The organism is Clostridium sp. 001 (assembly GCF_019056555.1).
GTDB lineage: Bacteria > Bacillota > Clostridia > Clostridiales > Clostridiaceae > Clostridium_B > Clostridium_B ragsdalei.
Map to the genome: position 1 here is coordinate 1430772 of NZ_CP020473.1, position 19029 is coordinate 1449800.

The following is a 19029-nucleotide window of genomic DNA, read 5'->3' on the forward strand; positions in this document are numbered from 1 at the left end:
ATGAAATGCTGCCGTAGAATTTATTTATCTAATATTTCTAGTATTTTTCCAGAAGCATTTCCATCTCCAAATATATCTTTTTGTTCCTTATTAGGTATAAAATTCACTATACTATCCAATATCTTTTCCTTATCAGTTCCAACTACTACGTTCCAGCCATTTTTTACGGTTTCTACCCATTCAGTTTCATCTCGCATAGTTATACAAGGTTTTTTCATGAAAAAGGCTTCTTTTTGTACTCCACCGCTGTCTGTTACTATCTTCTCAGAATTCATTTCAAGATTTATCATCTCTAGATATCCCACAGGTTCTATAACCTTTATATTCTCATTAAATTTAAGTCCGTAATCTGTCATATATTTTTTGGTTCTAGGATGAAGTGGAAGTATTACAACTTTGTTACATTCATTTAAAGCTTCAACTATATTTTTTAATCTATCTATGTGATTTGTATTCTCAGCTCTATGTATAGTAGTTAGTATATACTCCTTACCCTGAAGTCCAATTTCTTTTATAATCTGATTCTTGTCTTCTGCTAACTTTTTAAAATTAAGTACTGCATCGAACATTACATCTCCTACATTATGCACACCTTTTATAATTCCCTCATTTTTTAGGTTTTCCACTGCTGATTCTGTAGGAACAAACAAAAGATTAGACAAATGGTCTGTAAGAACTCTATTTTGCTCTTCAGGCATATCTCTATTAAAACTTCTAAGTCCTGCCTCAACGTGAGCTACAGGAATTAAAAGCTTACTTGCACACAATGCTCCAGCAAGAGTTGAATTTGTATCTCCATATACAAGTACAAAATCTGGCTTTTCCTTTTCATATATCTCTTCTAATTTTATAAGCATCATTCCAGTCTGTCTTCCGTGACTTCCAGAACCCACTTCCAAATTGTAATCTGGTTTTGGTATATTGAGTTCATCAAAAAATACCTTTGACATATTTTCATCATAATGCTGACCCGTATGAACCAATATTTCTGTATGGTGTTTTCTTATTACATTTGATACCGCAGCAGCCTTTATGAATTGAGGCCTTGCCCCTACAACTGTTAATACCTTCATGTTTTTCCTCCCTGCAAAGTTTACTGTTGATTTTTAAGAAGTTGATCCTCTGGAACTTTTCTAAATTGTTTAGCAGGATTACCTGCTACAATAATTTCCTTTTCCACATCCTTTGTAACAACACTGCCTGCTGCTACAAATCCATCTTCATTTATTATCTTACCTGGAAGTATAGTAGCTTGAGCTCCAATTCTTCCACCCTTCTTTACTGTAACACCTTTGAAATGTTTGTATCTTTCCTTAGATCTTGCAGCAAAGTTATCATTTGAAGTTACAACTCCAGGTGCAATAAACACATTGTCTTCTACTTCTGAGTAAGCTGTAATATATACATTTGTTTCAATTTTACAGTTAGAGCCTATCTTAGAGAAGTTCTCTATAGCAGCCCCTCTACCTATTATCGTTTTACTTCCTATAGTTACATTTTCTCTGATTGTAGCCAAATCTGCAATAAGTGTATTTTCACCTATAACGCAACCGCAGTATACTATAACTCCAGCTCCAATAAGACATCCATCCTTTATAACAGCAGAATCAAATTTTTTCTCATCTTTAAATATACTGTTCACTGATCTCATAGGTTCTTTACCTACTACGCTGTTGTCATCTATCCTTACATTAGCTTCAATTTTACTTCCCTTATGTATAACTACATTATGACCTATCATGCAGTTATCTCCTATTGTAACATCGTCTTCAATAACTACAAACTTTCCTATACTTACATTATTGCCAACTTTTGAAGTATCTGATATATAATTTTCAGACATACTTATTCTCCTTTTCCTGCATATTTAAGAATTGAGAATGAAAGGCCTCCATTCTCAATTCTTAACTGCTAATTGTTTATTTTTTTCACTCCAACCATATCCATAGTTGAAAAATCTCCCATAGGGAATTTTACAGGCATACCTGTAAGCCTTGACTTATAAGCCGCCAAAATTATAGACATTCCCTTTTTGCCTTCTTCTCCATCTATAAGTGGCTTTCTATTATTATTTATTGCATCTATCATATCTTTGAAAAGAGGTATATGTCCAAAACCATATACAGTATCAGGATCTCCCTCTTGTGATTTTAATATTTCATCATCTAAATCCTTATGATCTTCGAAATTCCAGGTTTCTATCTTATTTACTGCAAGTCCACCTATGCATACTGTTCCCTTTTCTCCAAAGACACTTAAAGTTTCTTCTAGGTTCTTAGGATAAACACAAGCAGTACCTTCAACTATACCTATAGCTCCATTTTTAAATCTTATAACAATAGCTCCAAAATCTTCAGCTTCTATATCTCTTAAGAAAGTATCACACTGAGCGTAAACAGTGTCTATCTCTCCTCCCATCATCCATTGAAGTAAGTCTATATTATGTATACATTGATTCATCAATGTTCCACCATCCAGCTTCCAGGTTCCTCTCCAAGGTGCCTGATGATAATATCCCATATTTCTATTCCATAGTATTCTAGCTGTACCATTTACAAGTCTGCCAAATCTATTTTCCTCAACAGCAGATCTAAGCTGCTGCACTGGTTTATTAAATCTATTTTGATGGCTTACGCACAATTTTACATTGTTCTTTTTAGAACATTCTATCATATCATCTGCATCTTTTATTGAAAGTGCCATAGGTTTTTCGCATATTACATGCTTTTTGTCGTTCATGCAGTACATTGCTATTTCAGGATGATATCCGCTTTCAGTAGCTATAGTAACTACATCTATATTCTGCTCTTCAAGCATTTTCTTATAGTCAGTATAAACTGCTACTTTAGCATCTCCAACTTTTTCTATGTACTCACTTTTTCTTTGCTCTGCTTTTTCTTCTACTAAATCACAAACTGCTACTAAAACAGCTTCATCTTTATTAGCTGCTAGAGCTTCTACATGTTTGTAAGAAATTCTTCCACATCCTAAGATGGCAAATTTCAATTTACTCATAAAAACACCTCTTAAAAAGTAATATTTGTTTATAGTTTATGAATTTTTTCTCTGTTATTTTTTACATCTTTAGTAGCATTTCTTGTATCGTAAACAATTTTAGCTCTTTCTGCTATAGCCTCATAATCATAAGGGCTGTGATCTGTAGTTATAATTACTATATCAGATTCATCTATTACATCTTCCCATTTTACTGTATGGTATACTTTTCCATTACGTTTGAATTCAGAAATAAATGGATCACTTACAATTACCTCTGCTCCATTTTTCTCCAAGTGGTCTATTACTTTAAGGGCTGGTGACTCTCTTAAATCATCTATATCCTTCTTATAAGCTACTCCAAGAAGAAGTACTTTTGCGCCATTCATAGCTTTTTTATGTCCATTTAAAAGCTTCATAGCATTATCAACTACGAATTCTGGCATAAAATCATTTATTTCTCCAGAAGTCTCTATTAATTTTGTATGATAATCATATTCTTTTGCTTTCCATGAAAGATAAAATGGATCAAGAGGTATACAATGTCCTCCAAGTCCTGGTCCCGGATAAAAAGCCATAAAGCCATAAGGTTTTGTCTTGGCTGCGTCTATTACTTCCCATACGTCTATTCCCATTCTTTCACAAAGTACAGCCATTTCATTAGCAAGACCTATGTTTATATTTCTGAAAGTATTTTCAAGTATTTTCTCCATTTCTGCTACTGCAGGACAGGATACAGTATATATTTCACTTTCTAATATATTTCTATATAATGTAGCTGCCACTTCTGTACATTCAGGAGTACATCCTCCTACTACCTTTGGGGTATTCTTTGTCTTATACTGTTTATTACCTGGATCTACCCTTTCTGGTGAAAATGCAAGGAAAAAGTCTTTTCCACATTTAAGTCCGCCTTCTTCTAGTATAGGCTTTAACACTTCTTCTGTAGTTCCTGGATAAGTAGTACTCTCAAGTACTATAAGCATTCCTCTATGCAAATATTTTGCAACACTTTTAGTGGAACTAACTACATATGATATATCTGGCTGTTTATATAAATCTAATGGAGTAGGCACACATATAGAAACTGCATCTACATCTTTTACAAAACTAAAATCTGTAGTAGCTTTAAGTCTTCCTTCCTTAACTAATTTCTCTAAATCTGAATCCACTATATCACCAATATAGTTATGTCCTTCATTTACCGATTCAACTTTTTTATCCTGAACATCAAATCCAATAACTTCATACCCTGCTTTAGCTTTTTCTACTGCAAGTGGAAGTCCTACATATCCTAATCCTACTACTCCTAACTTAGCTTTCCTATTCTCTAATTTTTGAATTAATTCATCTCTCAACTGCGACATCTTTTTACCTCCTAGTTTAGCATCATTTCTACTTTTTTCATTATAATACAACCCAATTTCTTTGTCATCTTCATATACATACTATTGCTTTTCTTTTATAATAAAATCAAGTATATCCTTTTCTATTTTTTGTCCACACTCCTTTGGAGTTATCTTTCCGGAAGTAAGCTCTGTCATTACCTTGTTTGCATTTTGAAGAGCCTGAACCTCAGATACATTTGGCAGTATTTGCCCATACTCAGACTGCTGTACAAAAGTTCTTTCCTTAGGGTCATTTTTCACTTCTTTTATGTTGTAATCCACTTTATACGGAGGAATTCTTCCTGTTATTTTAAAAAGTGGAGTACTAGAATGATTAATGAGATATTTCATAAGACTCCAATCCTCTTTTTGATGTTGGGACTTAGAACTTACATAACCTACTTGTGCCGTTACAAAGGATGTCATCTGTTTACCATTGTATTTTGGGAAAGGTACTACAGAATAATTAAGCCCTGATGCATCTAGTTCTTGAAGATCCCAGGATCCACTTACATAGAAACTTGTTTTTCCACTTTTAAAATTGTTTCTTGCAGTTATACTATCTATATTTTCGGGCATCAACTTATACTTCTGCACCATATCCTGAACCATGGTATATCCCTTAATTGCAGCTTCATTATTAAGTCCTATATCTTTTACGTTGTAATCACCATTTTCCTTTTTAAATATATAAGCACCGTTTGCTTGAAGGATAGGGAAACTTAAATAAAAGTTATTTATATCATACTGAAATCCCTGTTTTTCTCCCATTGAAATCAGCTCTTCCAGTGTATTAGGTACCTTTTTAACTTTATCCTTATTATAATAAAGTCCATAGGTTTCCACAGATATAGGTATTCCATACATCTTATTCTTAAAAGATACAGTTTCAAGTGCCGATGGTATATATTTATTTTTATCTATAATGTTATCTGGAACCTGTGCTAGTAATTTTTCATTATGAAGTTTTTCCATCCTGTCATGTGATACTCCAAATTCTATATCTGGTTCCATATTACGTAAGGATGCTTCAATATAAGCCCTGTTGTCTCCTTTATCTGAATGAATTATCACCTTGTATCCCGAGGTTTTGGACCACTGATCTGCTAAAGTCCTAAGTTCTGCTATTTCAGGATCTGTAAGATGTGACCAAATTACTATTTCCTTGTCATTTTTACCTGTACCTGCAGTATCTGCTGTGGTGCATCCAGTTAAAAAAAGTGCAAATACCAAAACCACAGATATAAGTTTATAAAATCTCTTCATTAGAACTTTCTTCTCCTTTTCACCGCATTAATTAGCAAATTTATGCAATTTTTAATTTCTTTTTTACCAAATTTATTATATTAGCAAGCTCCTGTACTTTTAATATAAGCAGCATAATCACATACACTGCTATACCAACTATGATGCAAATAAAGAGTGTCAAAAGCTGTCCCTTAAATCCACCTAGTAAATTTCCCAGGAAATTATTTATTAAAAATATACACACTCCCATAGTACCTGCAGCTGTCATTATCTTTATTCCAACTTTAAACATATTAAATCCATTTATATTTCCAACTCTTTTTCTTAAATCCTTAGCTAAAAGCACGCAGCTTACAAATGCAGAAATTGTTGTAGCTAAAGTAAGTCCTCCTATACCCATCTTTTTCACAAGTACTATGCTCATAACTATATTTACAGCTACACCTAATGCACCATTTATCATAGGTGTAGTAGTATCTTGAATAGCGTAAAAAGCTCTGTTAAATACATCTCTTATTCCCCAAAATACCAGTCCAGATACCAAGAAAAGTAGTGCATCAGCAGTCATATTAACTGCCTGCCTATTAAAGGCACCGTGCATGAAGAGTGCACTTATTACAGGAACTCTAAGTATCAACATTCCTACTATAGCTGGTATTACTATGATATTGATATTATTTACTGCTATGCTTATATGTGACTTAAAATCTTCGTAATTTTTAAGACTTCCGTCCCTAGATAAAGAAGGATATATAACCGTAACTATTGCAGATGCAAAAGTGAAATAAACAAGCATATTTAACTTATTTGCATAATCAAGTGCCAATATACTTCCTACTACAAGAGTAGAAGCCATTCTCTTTTGAACTACTTCATTTACCTGATTAACGCCAGTTCCAATCACAACTGGAGCAATCAATGAAAGCATTTTTTTAATCTTAGGATCTTTTAAATTTATTTTAGGACTATATTTATACTTATTTTTTATAAGCCATGGGATTTGTACCACTATCTGAAGTCCGTTTCCAATCATAGTAGCTGCTGTGAGGCCTACAATTCCATAATGACTTCCCATTAGCACATAAGCTATTATAGGTATGTTCATTGCTATTCCAACTAATGCTGGAGCTGTAAAATCGTCTAAAGTTTGAAGCACTGCCGTGTAGCCGCTGTTTAAACTCAAAAAAAGTATATTTATCATACTCATCTTAGTTAATAATATGGTTAAATTATATCTTTGACCTTTAAAATTAGAAATTACATTAACTATATCTGTAGTAAATATCCATCCTAAAACACATAAAAACAACGAAATAATCATTAGGATGTTCATTATGCAATTGGCAAATTTAAACATTTCTTCTTTGCCATGTTTACTATATGTTTCACTGAGTATTGGAATAAAAGTGGTAGTAATTGCAATTCCAAACAAATTAAACATCAAATTTGGTATGGTAAGTGACATAGTGTAGGCATCTGAACTAGCAGATGCTCCAAATGCACTGGCAATAAGTGCATCCCTTACAAATCCTATTACCCTGCTTGCCATTGAAATTGCCATTACTACACCAGCAGCTTTAACAAGTCCATCTTTCTTCATATTTTCCTCCAAAATTATCCTACCTGCATCTAAGCACTGCCTAAAGCATTTTCAAAGAAATAGCCAGTTAGTATGCTATCCTATTTTCTTTTAAATGCCTAATGTGTAAATTATATCTTCAAGTATTTTATCACTAATCAATTCCATATACAACGAATTGAAAATAGCTTGTTAACATCTTTACTTATGTCCTAAAAATACTTTACTTAGTATAGGTATTTTATTAAGTATCCATTTACATATTAAAATAGGTATAAATCCTACTAAAATCATTATTACAATTACAAAGCTATAATTTAATTTCAACATTTGATAACATAAAACCCTGGCTCCTGTTTGTGAAAACCAGGACAAGAGGTAAATATCATAGCTGTATTTTCCCACTTTTCTAAACAATTCTCCACCTGAAGTATTCATTATGAGTTGGGATACCATTAAAAATATACTACTTCCGAGAAGAGATGTAACTAGGTTGTAGTAAGGATACACTTCCTTTCCCACATCAAATACATTCATAGCCATAAGAACTATAGAAAATACTAAAACTATAGCGTACTTATTTTTAATATTATTCCATTTATCGTAAGTATTTTTCAAATATACTCCGAAGAAAAAGTAAAACAAATAATGAATTACACCATACACATAAAATAAACCTATTTGCTTTGTAAACAACAGATTAAAAAGCAAAGTTATTACTAAAGTCAAATTTATAGGTAATTTTTTAAAAATTGGTGCGACTGCAAATATGAAAAATAATGTATATATAAACCAAAAATATTGTATTGGAATATCTAAAGGATAAATCAATATATTTGTTATGAGGCTGTTTAGCTTTACCGGTCTCGCAGCATAGTTATTCATATATAATTTTATAGGCACCGCCACTAGTGACACTGCAAAATATGGAACCATAAGTCTTTTAAATTTTCCATAAACAAAACTGCCATAATCTCTTACAGTCTTTATACTATATATCTTATAGGCGAAAAAACCTGATATAACAAAAAAGAAAGGCATATGGAATGAATATATGAGTTTATATATATAGGCATAAAATGCACTGCCATTAAACGCTGAATCAGGAAACGAATGTCCCAGCACTACTAAAAATATACCTATTCCTCTAGCTATATCCATATCCTTATAATACTTCTTCATCACTCTTTACTCCTCCACAAGCAATCAATACTAAAAACTTAGTAAAATTAATTATATTTCCTTAGGCAGCAAATATGCCAAAAGTACTCCAAGACCCAATCCACTAGTGAGCAGTGTAGTAAGTATAGGCCCATTAAATAGTGCCATTATGCCTCCAAAGAGAAGCGTTGATACTAAAAGTATATTTTTGCTTTCTACAGATCTTATGATTATCATTATAAAATAAAGCAGTATTGCAAATATGACTATACCTATAATTCCAAAATTCATATAGGCATCCCCATACCAGGTTACATTTAGCCTCATATCCGGTCTTCCATAATAAACTGTAGCCATATAGAAATTAGGATCCATATTGTATATATTTTTAAAGAAATGTCCTAGTATGCCCTGAGCTAACTTCATCTTAGGGTACATAGAAAAGAAATCAAAATACTCTAGTGCTATAAGTGAAGGCCATAAGAACACTCTTATTATTATGAGTAAATATATTGATAATTTTTTTAGGTACAATGCTGCAATTCCAAGTGCTACGGCAAGTGCCATTATTTTTTCTATAAAGCTTCTCTTTATTCCATATCTCAATATCATTCCAAAAAACGGTGCTAAGAGTAGAACTGCAAATTGAGTCTTATATGCAGCATATCCATATAACACAAGCTGCAGTACAAAAGGTATGAATACAAGTTTATATTTTCTCTTGTACATTAAAAATGCAAGTATAAATGGATTTATTATATTTCCAAGCCACTGTACAAAATAATCTACAAATTTCCCTGCATGATCCCTGTAATCCAGCCTTACCGAATATACATCTTTAAAAGCCTGAATTATTTTAGTAGGCATTCCAAGCTTATAGATTATATAACCATAGCCAACTACCATAAATGCTATTAAGCCTATCCAAAAAGTTTTAGGACTAATATTTATTTGAGGTATTTTAAAATCAAACTTACTAGTAAGCAAAACTCCTATTAATCCTACTGCAGCTATTGTATATATAAATACTGGTGAATTTTTACTATCTCCAAGTCCGCTCATAATATATACTATTAGAAGTGGTGTAGTACTTAAAATTAAAAACAAAAGCCAATACAAACTTGTCAGTTCTTCAATTCTATGAGGCAGTAAAAAAACAGCCGTATATATTATAACTACAAACAAAGGCAGCATAATAAGTGACCTTTTCAAAATACCCTGATTTATTATAAAATTAAAAGATTTATAGTACTCTATTGAATGTATATATCCAAATGTTAGTGCAGCTATTATGAATAAATATAGGATAATAGATAATATCTTGCTATCCTTATTTATCATATTGTAAATTTTATGTATCATCCAGAAACCTCCTATTTTCACTAATCACTTATGACTTATCATTTAGATCTACCAAGTACAAGTGATTTAAAAAATCCAACTGCAGTTCCTGCTCCATAGGCAATATGCAGCAAGAAAAATAATATAAACATAAGTGGCATATACTTTATGCCATTCTTTGAACCTATCTTTATACATTCCAGTATATCCACAAGGAAATAACTCCCCAGTGCTAAAATTTCTATAACTTTGCTGAGTAAAAATAATCTATATGTTGCACCAAACAGCAGTATGGTAAGAAGAAAAATTAAAGGTACAAGATGCCTTATTCTAACTATTTCCCTGTTCGTAATTAAAGAACCTCCAATTTCCTTCCCATTTGCAAAATTTTGAGATATTATCTTTTTTACACTACTTCTTGGTTTATAATAGGATATTATGTCTTTATTCTGGTATATTTTATATCCAGCTTTTAATATTCTATTATTCATGTCATTGTCTTCACTTCTAGCTAAACTTTCATTGTAAAGTCCTACTTTATCAAATACCCATCTCCAAAAAGCTCCATTCCAAACCGTATCTACAAATCCCTGGTAATCTTTCTGTCTAAATTTAGCTACACCTATTCCAAATTTACTTTCATGTAAAAATACAATACAATTTTCTATATAAGATTTTGATGTTAAAAGATAAGTAGGTCCTCCTACATTTACTACATTTTGTGATTTTAATTTATTTAAAGTGCTTACACATTCACTTACATAATTTTTATCATAAAGTGCATGACCATCTACTCTTACAACTATATCTCCTTCTGCCATTTTTATTCCCTTATTTAAGCCTGCAGATTGTATTTTTTGGGGATTATCTACTATTTTAATCTTCTCATTTTCAAATTTTCCTATTATATCTCTAGTTGAATCAGTAGACATACCATCTAAAACCAATATTTCAATAATATTATCATAAGTTTGATTTATTATAGAATTAAGGCACTTTTCTATATGTATTTCTTCATTGTACACAGGAATTATTATTGAAACTGTATCCTTATTATACATACAAATCTTCCTCTCAGTTTTCTGGAAGTAGTTTACTTTTCATATATTTTACTTAATATCGGTCCATTGGCTTCCCAGAAATAATTATTCTTCAATCTTTTCATATTGTCTACTATGCTCTTCTTTTCTTCCCGATCTTCTATGAGTTTTCCTATGATATGCTCTAGTGTATCCTTAAGATTACCACCATCTATTCCATATCCAAAATTGTTTTTGCAAACTTCATATCCAAATTCTGTAACCTTGTTTGCAATAACAGGAGTTTCAGTTATTATACTTTCATAAAATTTATTTGGCATAGATATAGTAGCCGTATCTCCAGGATAAAAGGCATAAGTTACATCTATGTTCCTGTAAAGTTCTTCTAATTGATCTATATGATAAGCTCCTTTTATATCTACATTTGAAAATTTTTTTGAATATTCAGCAAGCTTTTCAGAGTATATTCCCCTTCCACAAACAACTATTTGCACAAACTTGCTATATTTTTGAGAAGCATCAATTAATGCTTTCATCTCATCATAATATCTGACAGATCCTATAAAACCAATTCTAAGTTTATCACTTGGCGTTTTTTCTATATTATTAAATAGATTTTTATAAGGAGCATTGTTCACTATGTAAATATTTTTACTTATTTTACTGTAAACTTCCTTCATTTTTGGGGTAACTACTATGTGAATATCTACTTTTCTTAACATATGTCTTTCCATTAAAATTATTAAATTATAGATACATTTGTTTAAAAATCCTTTTCTGTTATAAAAGTACAGATAAAAAAGATCATGTTCGTCATATATTAATTTTAACTTAAGTTTTTTGTTTATACCAAAACCTATAAAAAGTCCATCAAAGTCATGGCAGTGAAGTGCCTGAAAATCTTTATTTTTTAAATAGTTATATACATCTTTTTTAAAATTTAAAAATTTAAAAGCCTGCTTATATCCACTTCCATACTGGGCATTTCCAAAAAATCTTATTATTTTTATACCATTCAAATTTTCTTCAGGCTTATCAATATAAGTTCCTTCCCTATCCCAACATAATATAGTAATTTTATGGCCAAGTTTTGTCAAAGACTTCGCCTCTTTATATACCCTGGGGTCAGGATCAAATCCATTTGTAAGTATCATTGCAATATTCAATATTCTTTCACCTCATAATCTCATTGTATATATGAATAGTTTTCTGAGCATTTCTAAGCCAGGTAAACTCACTTAATACTGTTTTCTTCCCATTTTCACCTACAATTTTAGCCTTATCCTTATGACTTAATATGTAATCTATAGTACAAACTAGATCATCTAAATCATGAGGTTCAACCAAAAATCCATTTTTTTTATCCACAATAACATCCTCTATTCCCTGACCTTTAACACCTATAACGGGTATACCACTATTCATTGCTTCTATATACACTATTCCAAAACCTTCCTGCCAACTTGGAAGTGCAAATACATCACATTTTGGGGACATATATTTTATTACTTGAGAATGAGGTAACTTTCCTAGAAAAATCACATTTTTATTTAAACTCAAATTATCTACAAGCCTTTTTAAGTTCCTGTATTCCTCTCCATCGCCAATTACGTAATATTTTATAGTAGGATATATATTTACAAGCTTTGAGACAGCTCTTATATTCAAATCTATTCCCTTTGTCTTTATTAACGCAGACACACTGAGCATTACATAATCTCCCTCTAGCTCAATCTGCTTATCTGCTACACATTCTTCTGGGTTAATTCCATTATTTATTACTACTGTTTTATCTAAAAGTTCCTTCTTTTCTATAATATTTCTCAGTTTATTACTGACAGTTATTATTTTGTCTGCACTTTTCAAAACTTTAGTCACATTTTTTCTACACATATTATTCTTTTTTATAGTATATTGAAAATCTTGACCATGAATTGTCACTACAAAAGGCACTTTATACTTCTTACTAAGACTTATACTTGCAAATCCTACAGGTATAGCTGTATGTGCATGTATTACATCGAACTTAAACTTTTTATACAATTTGCTTATAACTTTCCTTATACCTAAGTACATAAAAAATCCTGAGTATTGAAGGAATAACCCTCCTGGAAATTCTATATATCTAGGATAAAAAACTTCCACACCATCAAGTACCATTTTAGATGGAATATCAATGTAGGCTTTATACTTCTTTATGTTCCCTAAAAAAGCTGGTACATAGGGAACAGGGCACACAACCTTTACCCTACAGCCTTCATTTATGAGTTTTTGCACTTGTTTGTGGACAAAAATACCTAAAACGCTGTTAGAAGATGAGGGATACATATGTGAAATAACTAGTACATTCTTCATGGCTTATTCATCCTTTTGCTATTTTTTTCTCTTATAGGTTGGTACTTTTTCCTCTATAAGTTTGATTATTTCCTCTTTATCTTCATTTACCACTTCTCTAAACTGTTTTATAGACTCCTCAACAAAAGTCATATCTATTTTACCTGGTTTTTCAACAAATATCTTATCATGTTCTGTGGAAGTTAAAGCTACTTCATTCATAAGAAGTTCCTCATATAATTTCTCTCCCGGCCTTAAACCTGTATATTCTATTTTTATATCCACATCAGGTTCATATCCAGATAAAGTTATAAGATCCTTAGCCAGATCTACTATTTTTACGGGTTTTCCCATATCAAGTACAAAAATTTCTCCACCATGGGCTATGGCACCTGCCTGAATTACAAGCTGTGCTGCTTCAGGTATAGTCATAAAAAATCTATTTATTTCAGGATGGGTTACCGTAACAGGTCCCCCATGGGCTATTTGCTTTTTAAAAAGTGGAATTACCGAACCATTACTTCCTAAAACATTTCCAAATCTTACAGCTACATACTCAGTCTCACTAACTTCATCAAAAGCCTGCACCATAATTTCACAAAACCTTTTTGAAGCTCCCATAACATTAGTTGGATTAACTGCCTTATCCGTACTTATTTGAACAAACTTATCCACTTTAAATTCATTACAACATTTCAGTACATTATAGGTACCAATTATATTATTCTTTACAGCTTCTGCCGGATTACCTTCCATAAGTGGAACGTGCTTATGAGCAGCTGCATGAAAAACTACTTCTGGTCTGTATTTATCAAATATACTTCTTAATCTATCTTCATCTCTTATAGAAGCTATAATTATGGCTTTATTTAATTTTGAATAATTATAGTTTAATTCCATCTGCACGTCATAAACGTTATTTTCATATATGTCTAGTATCAAAAGTTGCTTTGGACCAAATCTAGCTATCTGCCTGCATAATTCAGATCCTATAGATCCTCCACCACCTGTGACCATTATAACCTTATCTTTTATGTACTTATTTATATTTTCATTGTTAAGCTTAACTTCGTCTCTTCCAAGAAGATCTTCTATATTTACATCTCTTAATTTGCTCATATTTAAATTTCCATCTATCATTTCATATATGCCAGGCAAAGTTTTAAGCTTGCATTTTGTACTCTTGCATATATTTATGATTTCCCTTTTAGTCTTGATATCTGCAGAAGGCATTGCAATTATTATTTCTTCTATGCTTCTTTCTTTGCATATTCTTGGTATGTCATCTCTTCCTCCTAAAACTTTTATACCATTTATCAACTTTTTTCTTTTTGTTTCATCATCATCTACAAGTCCAACTACATCATAATTAAAATTTCTATTTTTCTTTATCTCTTTTATGAGCACTGCCGATGCATCTCCTGCACCAATTATAAGAAGTCTTTTATTTCTTATCTTTTTATATTGTCCTACGCTTTTATCTTGAAGTAACCTGTATATAAATCTTATTCCACCTAAGGTTAGCACAGATAATATCCAAAAAATTATATGTACAGTATATGGAAATCTATAATACCTATTTTCAAGAAATTTATAATTTATAAAATAGCTGTAAATTACAAATATAATATTTGATACAGAAACAGAATATACAATAGAAATTAACTCTTCTACTGATGCATATTTCCATATACTATCGTATAAATTAAAAACTTTGTTAAATACTAAAGTTATAATTACCATAGGAATAACTGAAATTTTTAAAAATATTATATATTCCTGCTGTATATTAAAATCAAATTTAAGTAATAAGGCAAAATATAAGGAACCTATAAGAAATAATATATCGTATACTATGAGTTTTCTGTCTTTTTGCATTTCAACACTTCCTAAATTATTGTAAAAATTTTATATAAAAACTCCCTTTATCTATTTTACATCATAAACAAAATTATTCAACATATTTTTTAACAGGTAATGTCACACATCACACAATTTAATACTGCTGTTCTATTTCACCAGTAGCATTGATAAATTAATTAATTTTTTGTTACTAAATAAATTGCACCTATAATTTTACATAAATTCTAAAATTATAGATGCAGCTTTATTAAACTCTATTTGTTATGAGAATTAGAAGTTATATCATCATAAACTTCTTTAAATATCTTTTGTTCTTTTAAATCCAAAAGATATTTCATAAAAGGCTTTTTCAGTTCATCTCTCTTCAAGGCATATTCCACAGTGGCTTGTAAAAATCCAAGTTTATCTCCCACATCATACCTTCTTCCCTCAAAATTATATGCATACATAGCTTCATTTTGAGCTAAAGTTCTCAGGGCATCTGTGAGTTGAATTTCTCCTCCCTTTCCTGGAGTAGTGTTGTCTAATATTTCAAATATAGATGGTGTTATTATATATCTTCCAAGTATGGCTATATTAGACGGAGCCTCTTCCACTTTAGGTTTTTCTATTAAATCTTTAACTTTGTATACCTTATCTTCTATATACATTCCTTTTACTATACCATATCTATCTACGTATTCTTTAGGAACCTCCTGTACACCTATAATTGAAGTTTTATATTCATCATAGCATTTTATAAGCTGTTTTAGGCAAGGTTCTTTACTATCTACCACATCATCACCGAGCATTACCGCAAAAGGTTGATTTCCAACAAAAGTTTTTGCACAACTTATTGCATGTCCAAGACCCTTAGGTTCCTTCTGTCTTATGTAATATATATCTGCCATATTTGATATATCCTGTACCATTTTCAAAAGATCTTTCTTGTCTTTATTCTCCAGTTCCTGTTCCAATTCTACGGATTTATCAAAGTGATCTTCTATTGCCCTTTTATTTTTTCCTGTTATTATTAAAATTTCTTCTATTCCAGATGCTACTGCTTCTTCTATAATATATTGGATGGTAGGCTTATCTACTATAGGCAGCATTTCCTTAGGTTGGGCCTTTGTAGCAGGCAAAAATCTTGTTCCAAGTCCAGCAGCTGGTATTATAGCTTTTTTTACATTCACCTTAAAATCTCCTTTCACATTCATGTTACATTAGGCGTTTGCGAAACGCTACAACCCGTATAAATGCGGTGTATTTTTTGTTACAAAACAAAATAACTCCTCACTGATTTATGGTAAAATTGAATTGCAAAGAAACAAAATCACCATATACCTCAGAAAGGAGTTATATATTTATGATACCATATAAACAGCTTTCTTTGGCAGATATTTTTTCTGATTGCAAAGAAAAATTTGAAAATAACAAGCCTCAGTTTCTTTCTTTACTTGAAAATACTATTAACCTTGATGATTTAATCCCTGCTTCCTTCATAAATCATTTTTATGCTTCTACTGGAAGGCCCCGTAAATACAGTCTTTACGCCATGCTCTGTGCTTTGATTTTGCAGCACATTTTTTCTATTCCTACGGATTCCCTTTTGATTATTTTTCTTAAATATTCTCAAGAGTTAAGGGATTTCTGCGGTTTCCTTAAAGTCCCTGATGCTTCTAAATTCACACGTTTTAAACAGGATTTTATTCTGGACTTACAATTGATATTTGATAATCTCGTTGATATTACTGAACCAATATGCCAGCAAATTGACCCCAAACTTGCTTCTATGACTATTTTTGATACTTCTGGTATCGAAGCTTTTGTTACTGAAAACAACCCTAAGTATGCTAACCGCATCATAAAACAGCTTAAGACTTTTAAGAAAGTACATGCTTTAGATGATTCTTATGATCCTTATAAAGCTGCCTATGGTTCTATGCCTCCACACGCTTCAGCTAATCCGGCCATTCAACAAATGTACATTAACGGTCATTTTTGCTATGCTTTTAAATTTGGCATTGTAACCAACGGACTTGGTATTGTAAGAGATATTTCATTTTACAATCAGGATTTTCTAAAAGCACATCCTGATATTGTTATTGAGAAAAAATCTGATTCACCGGATGAAGATAAATCTCTTGCTGATTCTAAAGCTCTTATACCTGTTCTTATGGATTTCTTTGCAAAACATCCTTTGATAAATCCAAAAATCTTTTTAGGTGATGCTGCTTTTGACAGCATTCTGATTTATCGATACCTTTTGCATGATTTGAAATTTGAAAAGGCATTCATTCCATTAAAAACTAAACTTGCATCAAAAGAATTCGACTGCCCTTTAAATGAAAATGGTATTCCATGCTGTCCTTATGACCATTCGCTTCCAATGAAACGAGAAGGCAGTAAAACACACTTACGTTCTGGAATTCCATCAATGAAATTCGTATGTCCCAAAATGAAATGGGTATACAATAAAAAAACTAAAAAGAGCAAACGTGTAACTCTATGTGAAAATCCATGTACAAAATCTTCTTGCGGCAGAATGTTTTACATTTATCCTGAAAAGAATCTTCGTGCATATCCTGGAACTACTCGTGGAACTCTCCAATGGGAAAACACTTATAAAATCAGGACTGCTGTCGAGAAAAACATCAACCATTTCAAAGGCAGTTATTGCGTTGCGGATCGTAAGACACAAAATGAGCTAACGCTTCATTCTGACTTACTTCTAGCCGGTATAACTCAGCTAATAACAGTTATTGTAGCAAATAAAATACATAAAAATGAATATATTAGAAGCCTAAAACCATTAATTGCATAAATTTTATTTGTAAAAAATAGAAACCCAACTTTGCTTTATTTCGTGCGCCCTTTTTTATCAATATGGCTATTTCAAATCATAAAAATTTGTCTTTAAACTTCTAACAATACTTTTGCAACTTCTAAACATCTTTTATTCATTTTTATTAGCGAGTTTCGCAATTACCTATCATGTTACATAGGATTACTTTTTTTCAATCTTCTTAATAAAGTTATCTATTTCAATGACTACTTCATCTTTAGGATCTATTTTCTTTGCGATTTCCAGATGTTTTTTTGCATCTTGTAAATTTCCAGAGTCCAAATAGCACATTATAAGATTAGTGCATATTTCTACGGATCTAGTGGCTTCAAATGCTTTTCTCAAATAAGCTATAGCCTTTTCATAGTCTCCAATAGATGCATAATTTATGCCCATTTCATTTACAATTTCTACTATACTGCTGTCTATATTAAGTGCATCGTTTAAGTAATAAATTGCCTTTTCATAATTTTCTAGTTTTCTATATCCAACTGCTATGTAGTAATACAAGGAAGCATTATCTCCAAAAGTATCCATAAGAGGTATTAACAATTTTAATGCTTCTTCAGGATTATCTTCTAAAAGCTCTTTTCCCCTGTCATAGTGTACAATAGATTTAAGTTCTTCTTTCATATCTGTTATTTCTAAGGTTTCTTTTCCGCCTTTTCCTACATAGTTATTTATATAAAACAATGCTTTTTCATAATCTCCCTCTTCTCTTTTAATAAGGGATTCATAAAGATATGGCAGTGCATAATTTTCTTTGGATTCGGCTCTTTTTAATATTTGCAATTCCTCTTCCTTATATATTTTGTTGGTTTTTCTAATCTCATCTACCATAGCTATAAGTTTGTCATATATTTCTATAGAATCTTCCATAGTAGATAACCCTTTTAATAATATATAGGCATCTTCATATTCTTTATTTTTAACATTCTTTGCTATTATACCTTTTATAAATCTAATGTATTCATTATTTCCGGTTATTATGCTCTTATACTGCTTGCTAAACTTAAAATTTTCATCTGCACCTAATACGTAAAACATGCCTTCAATAAAATACCCTATTGGTATTCTATCCATATTGTTTTTAATTTTAACATTGTCAACTATATTTTTAGAACTTAAAGGCAAATATATATATTCTGGGAAAGTAACTTTAAATATTTTTTCTAAACTTTTTTCATTTACTTCTACAAATAATAATTTAGATAATTTTTCTGCAAAATGTGATTTTATATCCATTAATTTACCACC

14 protein-coding genes and 1 pseudogene are annotated in these 19029 nt (G+C 31.2%); 1 reads left to right on the forward strand and 14 read right to left on the reverse strand.

What is annotated here, in order from left to right; translation table 11 throughout:
• Positions 1-20 precede the first annotated feature (20 nt).
• The 13 genes from wecB to galU all read right to left on the reverse strand — a co-directional run bounded on the left by wecB (position 21) and on the right by galU (position 16120).
• Entirely contained in the window at positions 21-1073 is a 1053-nt protein-coding gene (gene wecB / locus B5S50_RS06455; RefSeq protein ID WP_217303382.1) for a non-hydrolyzing UDP-N-acetylglucosamine 2-epimerase, read from the reverse strand.
• 20 nt (positions 1074-1093) lie between these two features.
• The gene (locus B5S50_RS06460; protein WP_217303383.1) at positions 1094-1843 is read right to left on the reverse strand and encodes an acyltransferase; all 750 of its coding nucleotides are present in this window, start codon (positions 1841-1843) and stop codon (positions 1094-1096) included.
• 68 nt (positions 1844-1911) lie between these two features.
• Positions 1912-3015 (reverse strand): Gfo/Idh/MocA family protein, encoded by a 1104-nt coding sequence (locus B5S50_RS06465; RefSeq protein WP_217303384.1) that lies wholly within the window; start codon positions 3013-3015, stop codon positions 1912-1914.
• 29 nt (positions 3016-3044) lie between these two features.
• Positions 3045-4361, reverse strand: coding sequence for a nucleotide sugar dehydrogenase (locus tag B5S50_RS06470; RefSeq protein ID WP_217303385.1), 1317 nt, complete (start codon positions 4359-4361; stop codon positions 3045-3047).
• 81 nt (positions 4362-4442) lie between these two features.
• Entirely contained in the window at positions 4443-5648 is a 1206-nt protein-coding gene (locus B5S50_RS06475) for a maltose ABC transporter substrate-binding protein (RefSeq protein ID WP_217303386.1), read from the reverse strand.
• 40 nt (positions 5649-5688) lie between these two features.
• Entirely contained in the window at positions 5689-7230 is a 1542-nt protein-coding gene (murJ, locus tag B5S50_RS06480) for a murein biosynthesis integral membrane protein MurJ (protein WP_217303387.1), read from the reverse strand.
• Between the two features lie 180 nt (positions 7231-7410).
• Positions 7411-8391: an acyltransferase family protein gene (locus B5S50_RS06485; protein WP_013240041.1), complete on the reverse strand. Its 981-nt coding sequence runs from the start codon at positions 8389-8391 to the stop codon at positions 7411-7413.
• A 51-nt stretch (positions 8392-8442) separates the two neighbouring features.
• Positions 8443-9732 carry an O-antigen polymerase gene (locus tag B5S50_RS06490; protein ID WP_013240042.1) on the reverse strand — a complete coding sequence of 430 codons (1290 nt, stop codon included), beginning with the start codon at positions 9730-9732 and terminating at the stop codon, positions 8443-8445.
• Positions 9733-9770: 38 nt separating this feature from the next.
• The gene (locus B5S50_RS06495; protein ID WP_217303388.1) at positions 9771-10772 is read right to left on the reverse strand and encodes a glycosyltransferase family 2 protein; all 1002 of its coding nucleotides are present in this window, start codon (positions 10770-10772) and stop codon (positions 9771-9773) included.
• A 32-nt stretch (positions 10773-10804) separates the two neighbouring features.
• Positions 10805-11917: a glycosyltransferase gene (locus B5S50_RS06500; protein ID WP_217303389.1), complete on the reverse strand. Its 1113-nt coding sequence runs from the start codon at positions 11915-11917 to the stop codon at positions 10805-10807.
• Between the two features lie 7 nt (positions 11918-11924).
• Positions 11925-13106 carry a glycosyltransferase gene (locus tag B5S50_RS06505; protein ID WP_217303390.1) on the reverse strand — a complete coding sequence of 394 codons (1182 nt, stop codon included), beginning with the start codon at positions 13104-13106 and terminating at the stop codon, positions 11925-11927.
• Between the two features lie 18 nt (positions 13107-13124).
• A complete protein-coding gene (locus tag B5S50_RS06510; RefSeq protein WP_217303391.1) occupies positions 13125-14963 on the reverse strand; it encodes a nucleoside-diphosphate sugar epimerase/dehydratase in 1839 nt (612 codons plus the stop codon).
• A 239-nt stretch (positions 14964-15202) separates the two neighbouring features.
• The gene (gene galU, locus B5S50_RS06515; protein WP_217303392.1) at positions 15203-16120 is read right to left on the reverse strand and encodes a UTP--glucose-1-phosphate uridylyltransferase GalU; all 918 of its coding nucleotides are present in this window, start codon (positions 16118-16120) and stop codon (positions 15203-15205) included.
• Between the two features lie 173 nt (positions 16121-16293).
• Here galU and B5S50_RS06520 point away from each other — a divergent pair.
• Positions 16294-17638: pseudogene (locus B5S50_RS06520) on the forward strand (transposase).
• A gap of 296 nt (positions 17639-17934) precedes the next feature.
• On the opposite strand, the gene B5S50_RS06525 reads toward B5S50_RS06520, so the two are convergent.
• The gene (locus B5S50_RS06525; protein ID WP_217303394.1) at positions 17935-19017 is read right to left on the reverse strand and encodes a tetratricopeptide repeat protein; all 1083 of its coding nucleotides are present in this window, start codon (positions 19015-19017) and stop codon (positions 17935-17937) included.
• Between the last annotated feature and the right edge of the window lie 12 nt (positions 19018-19029).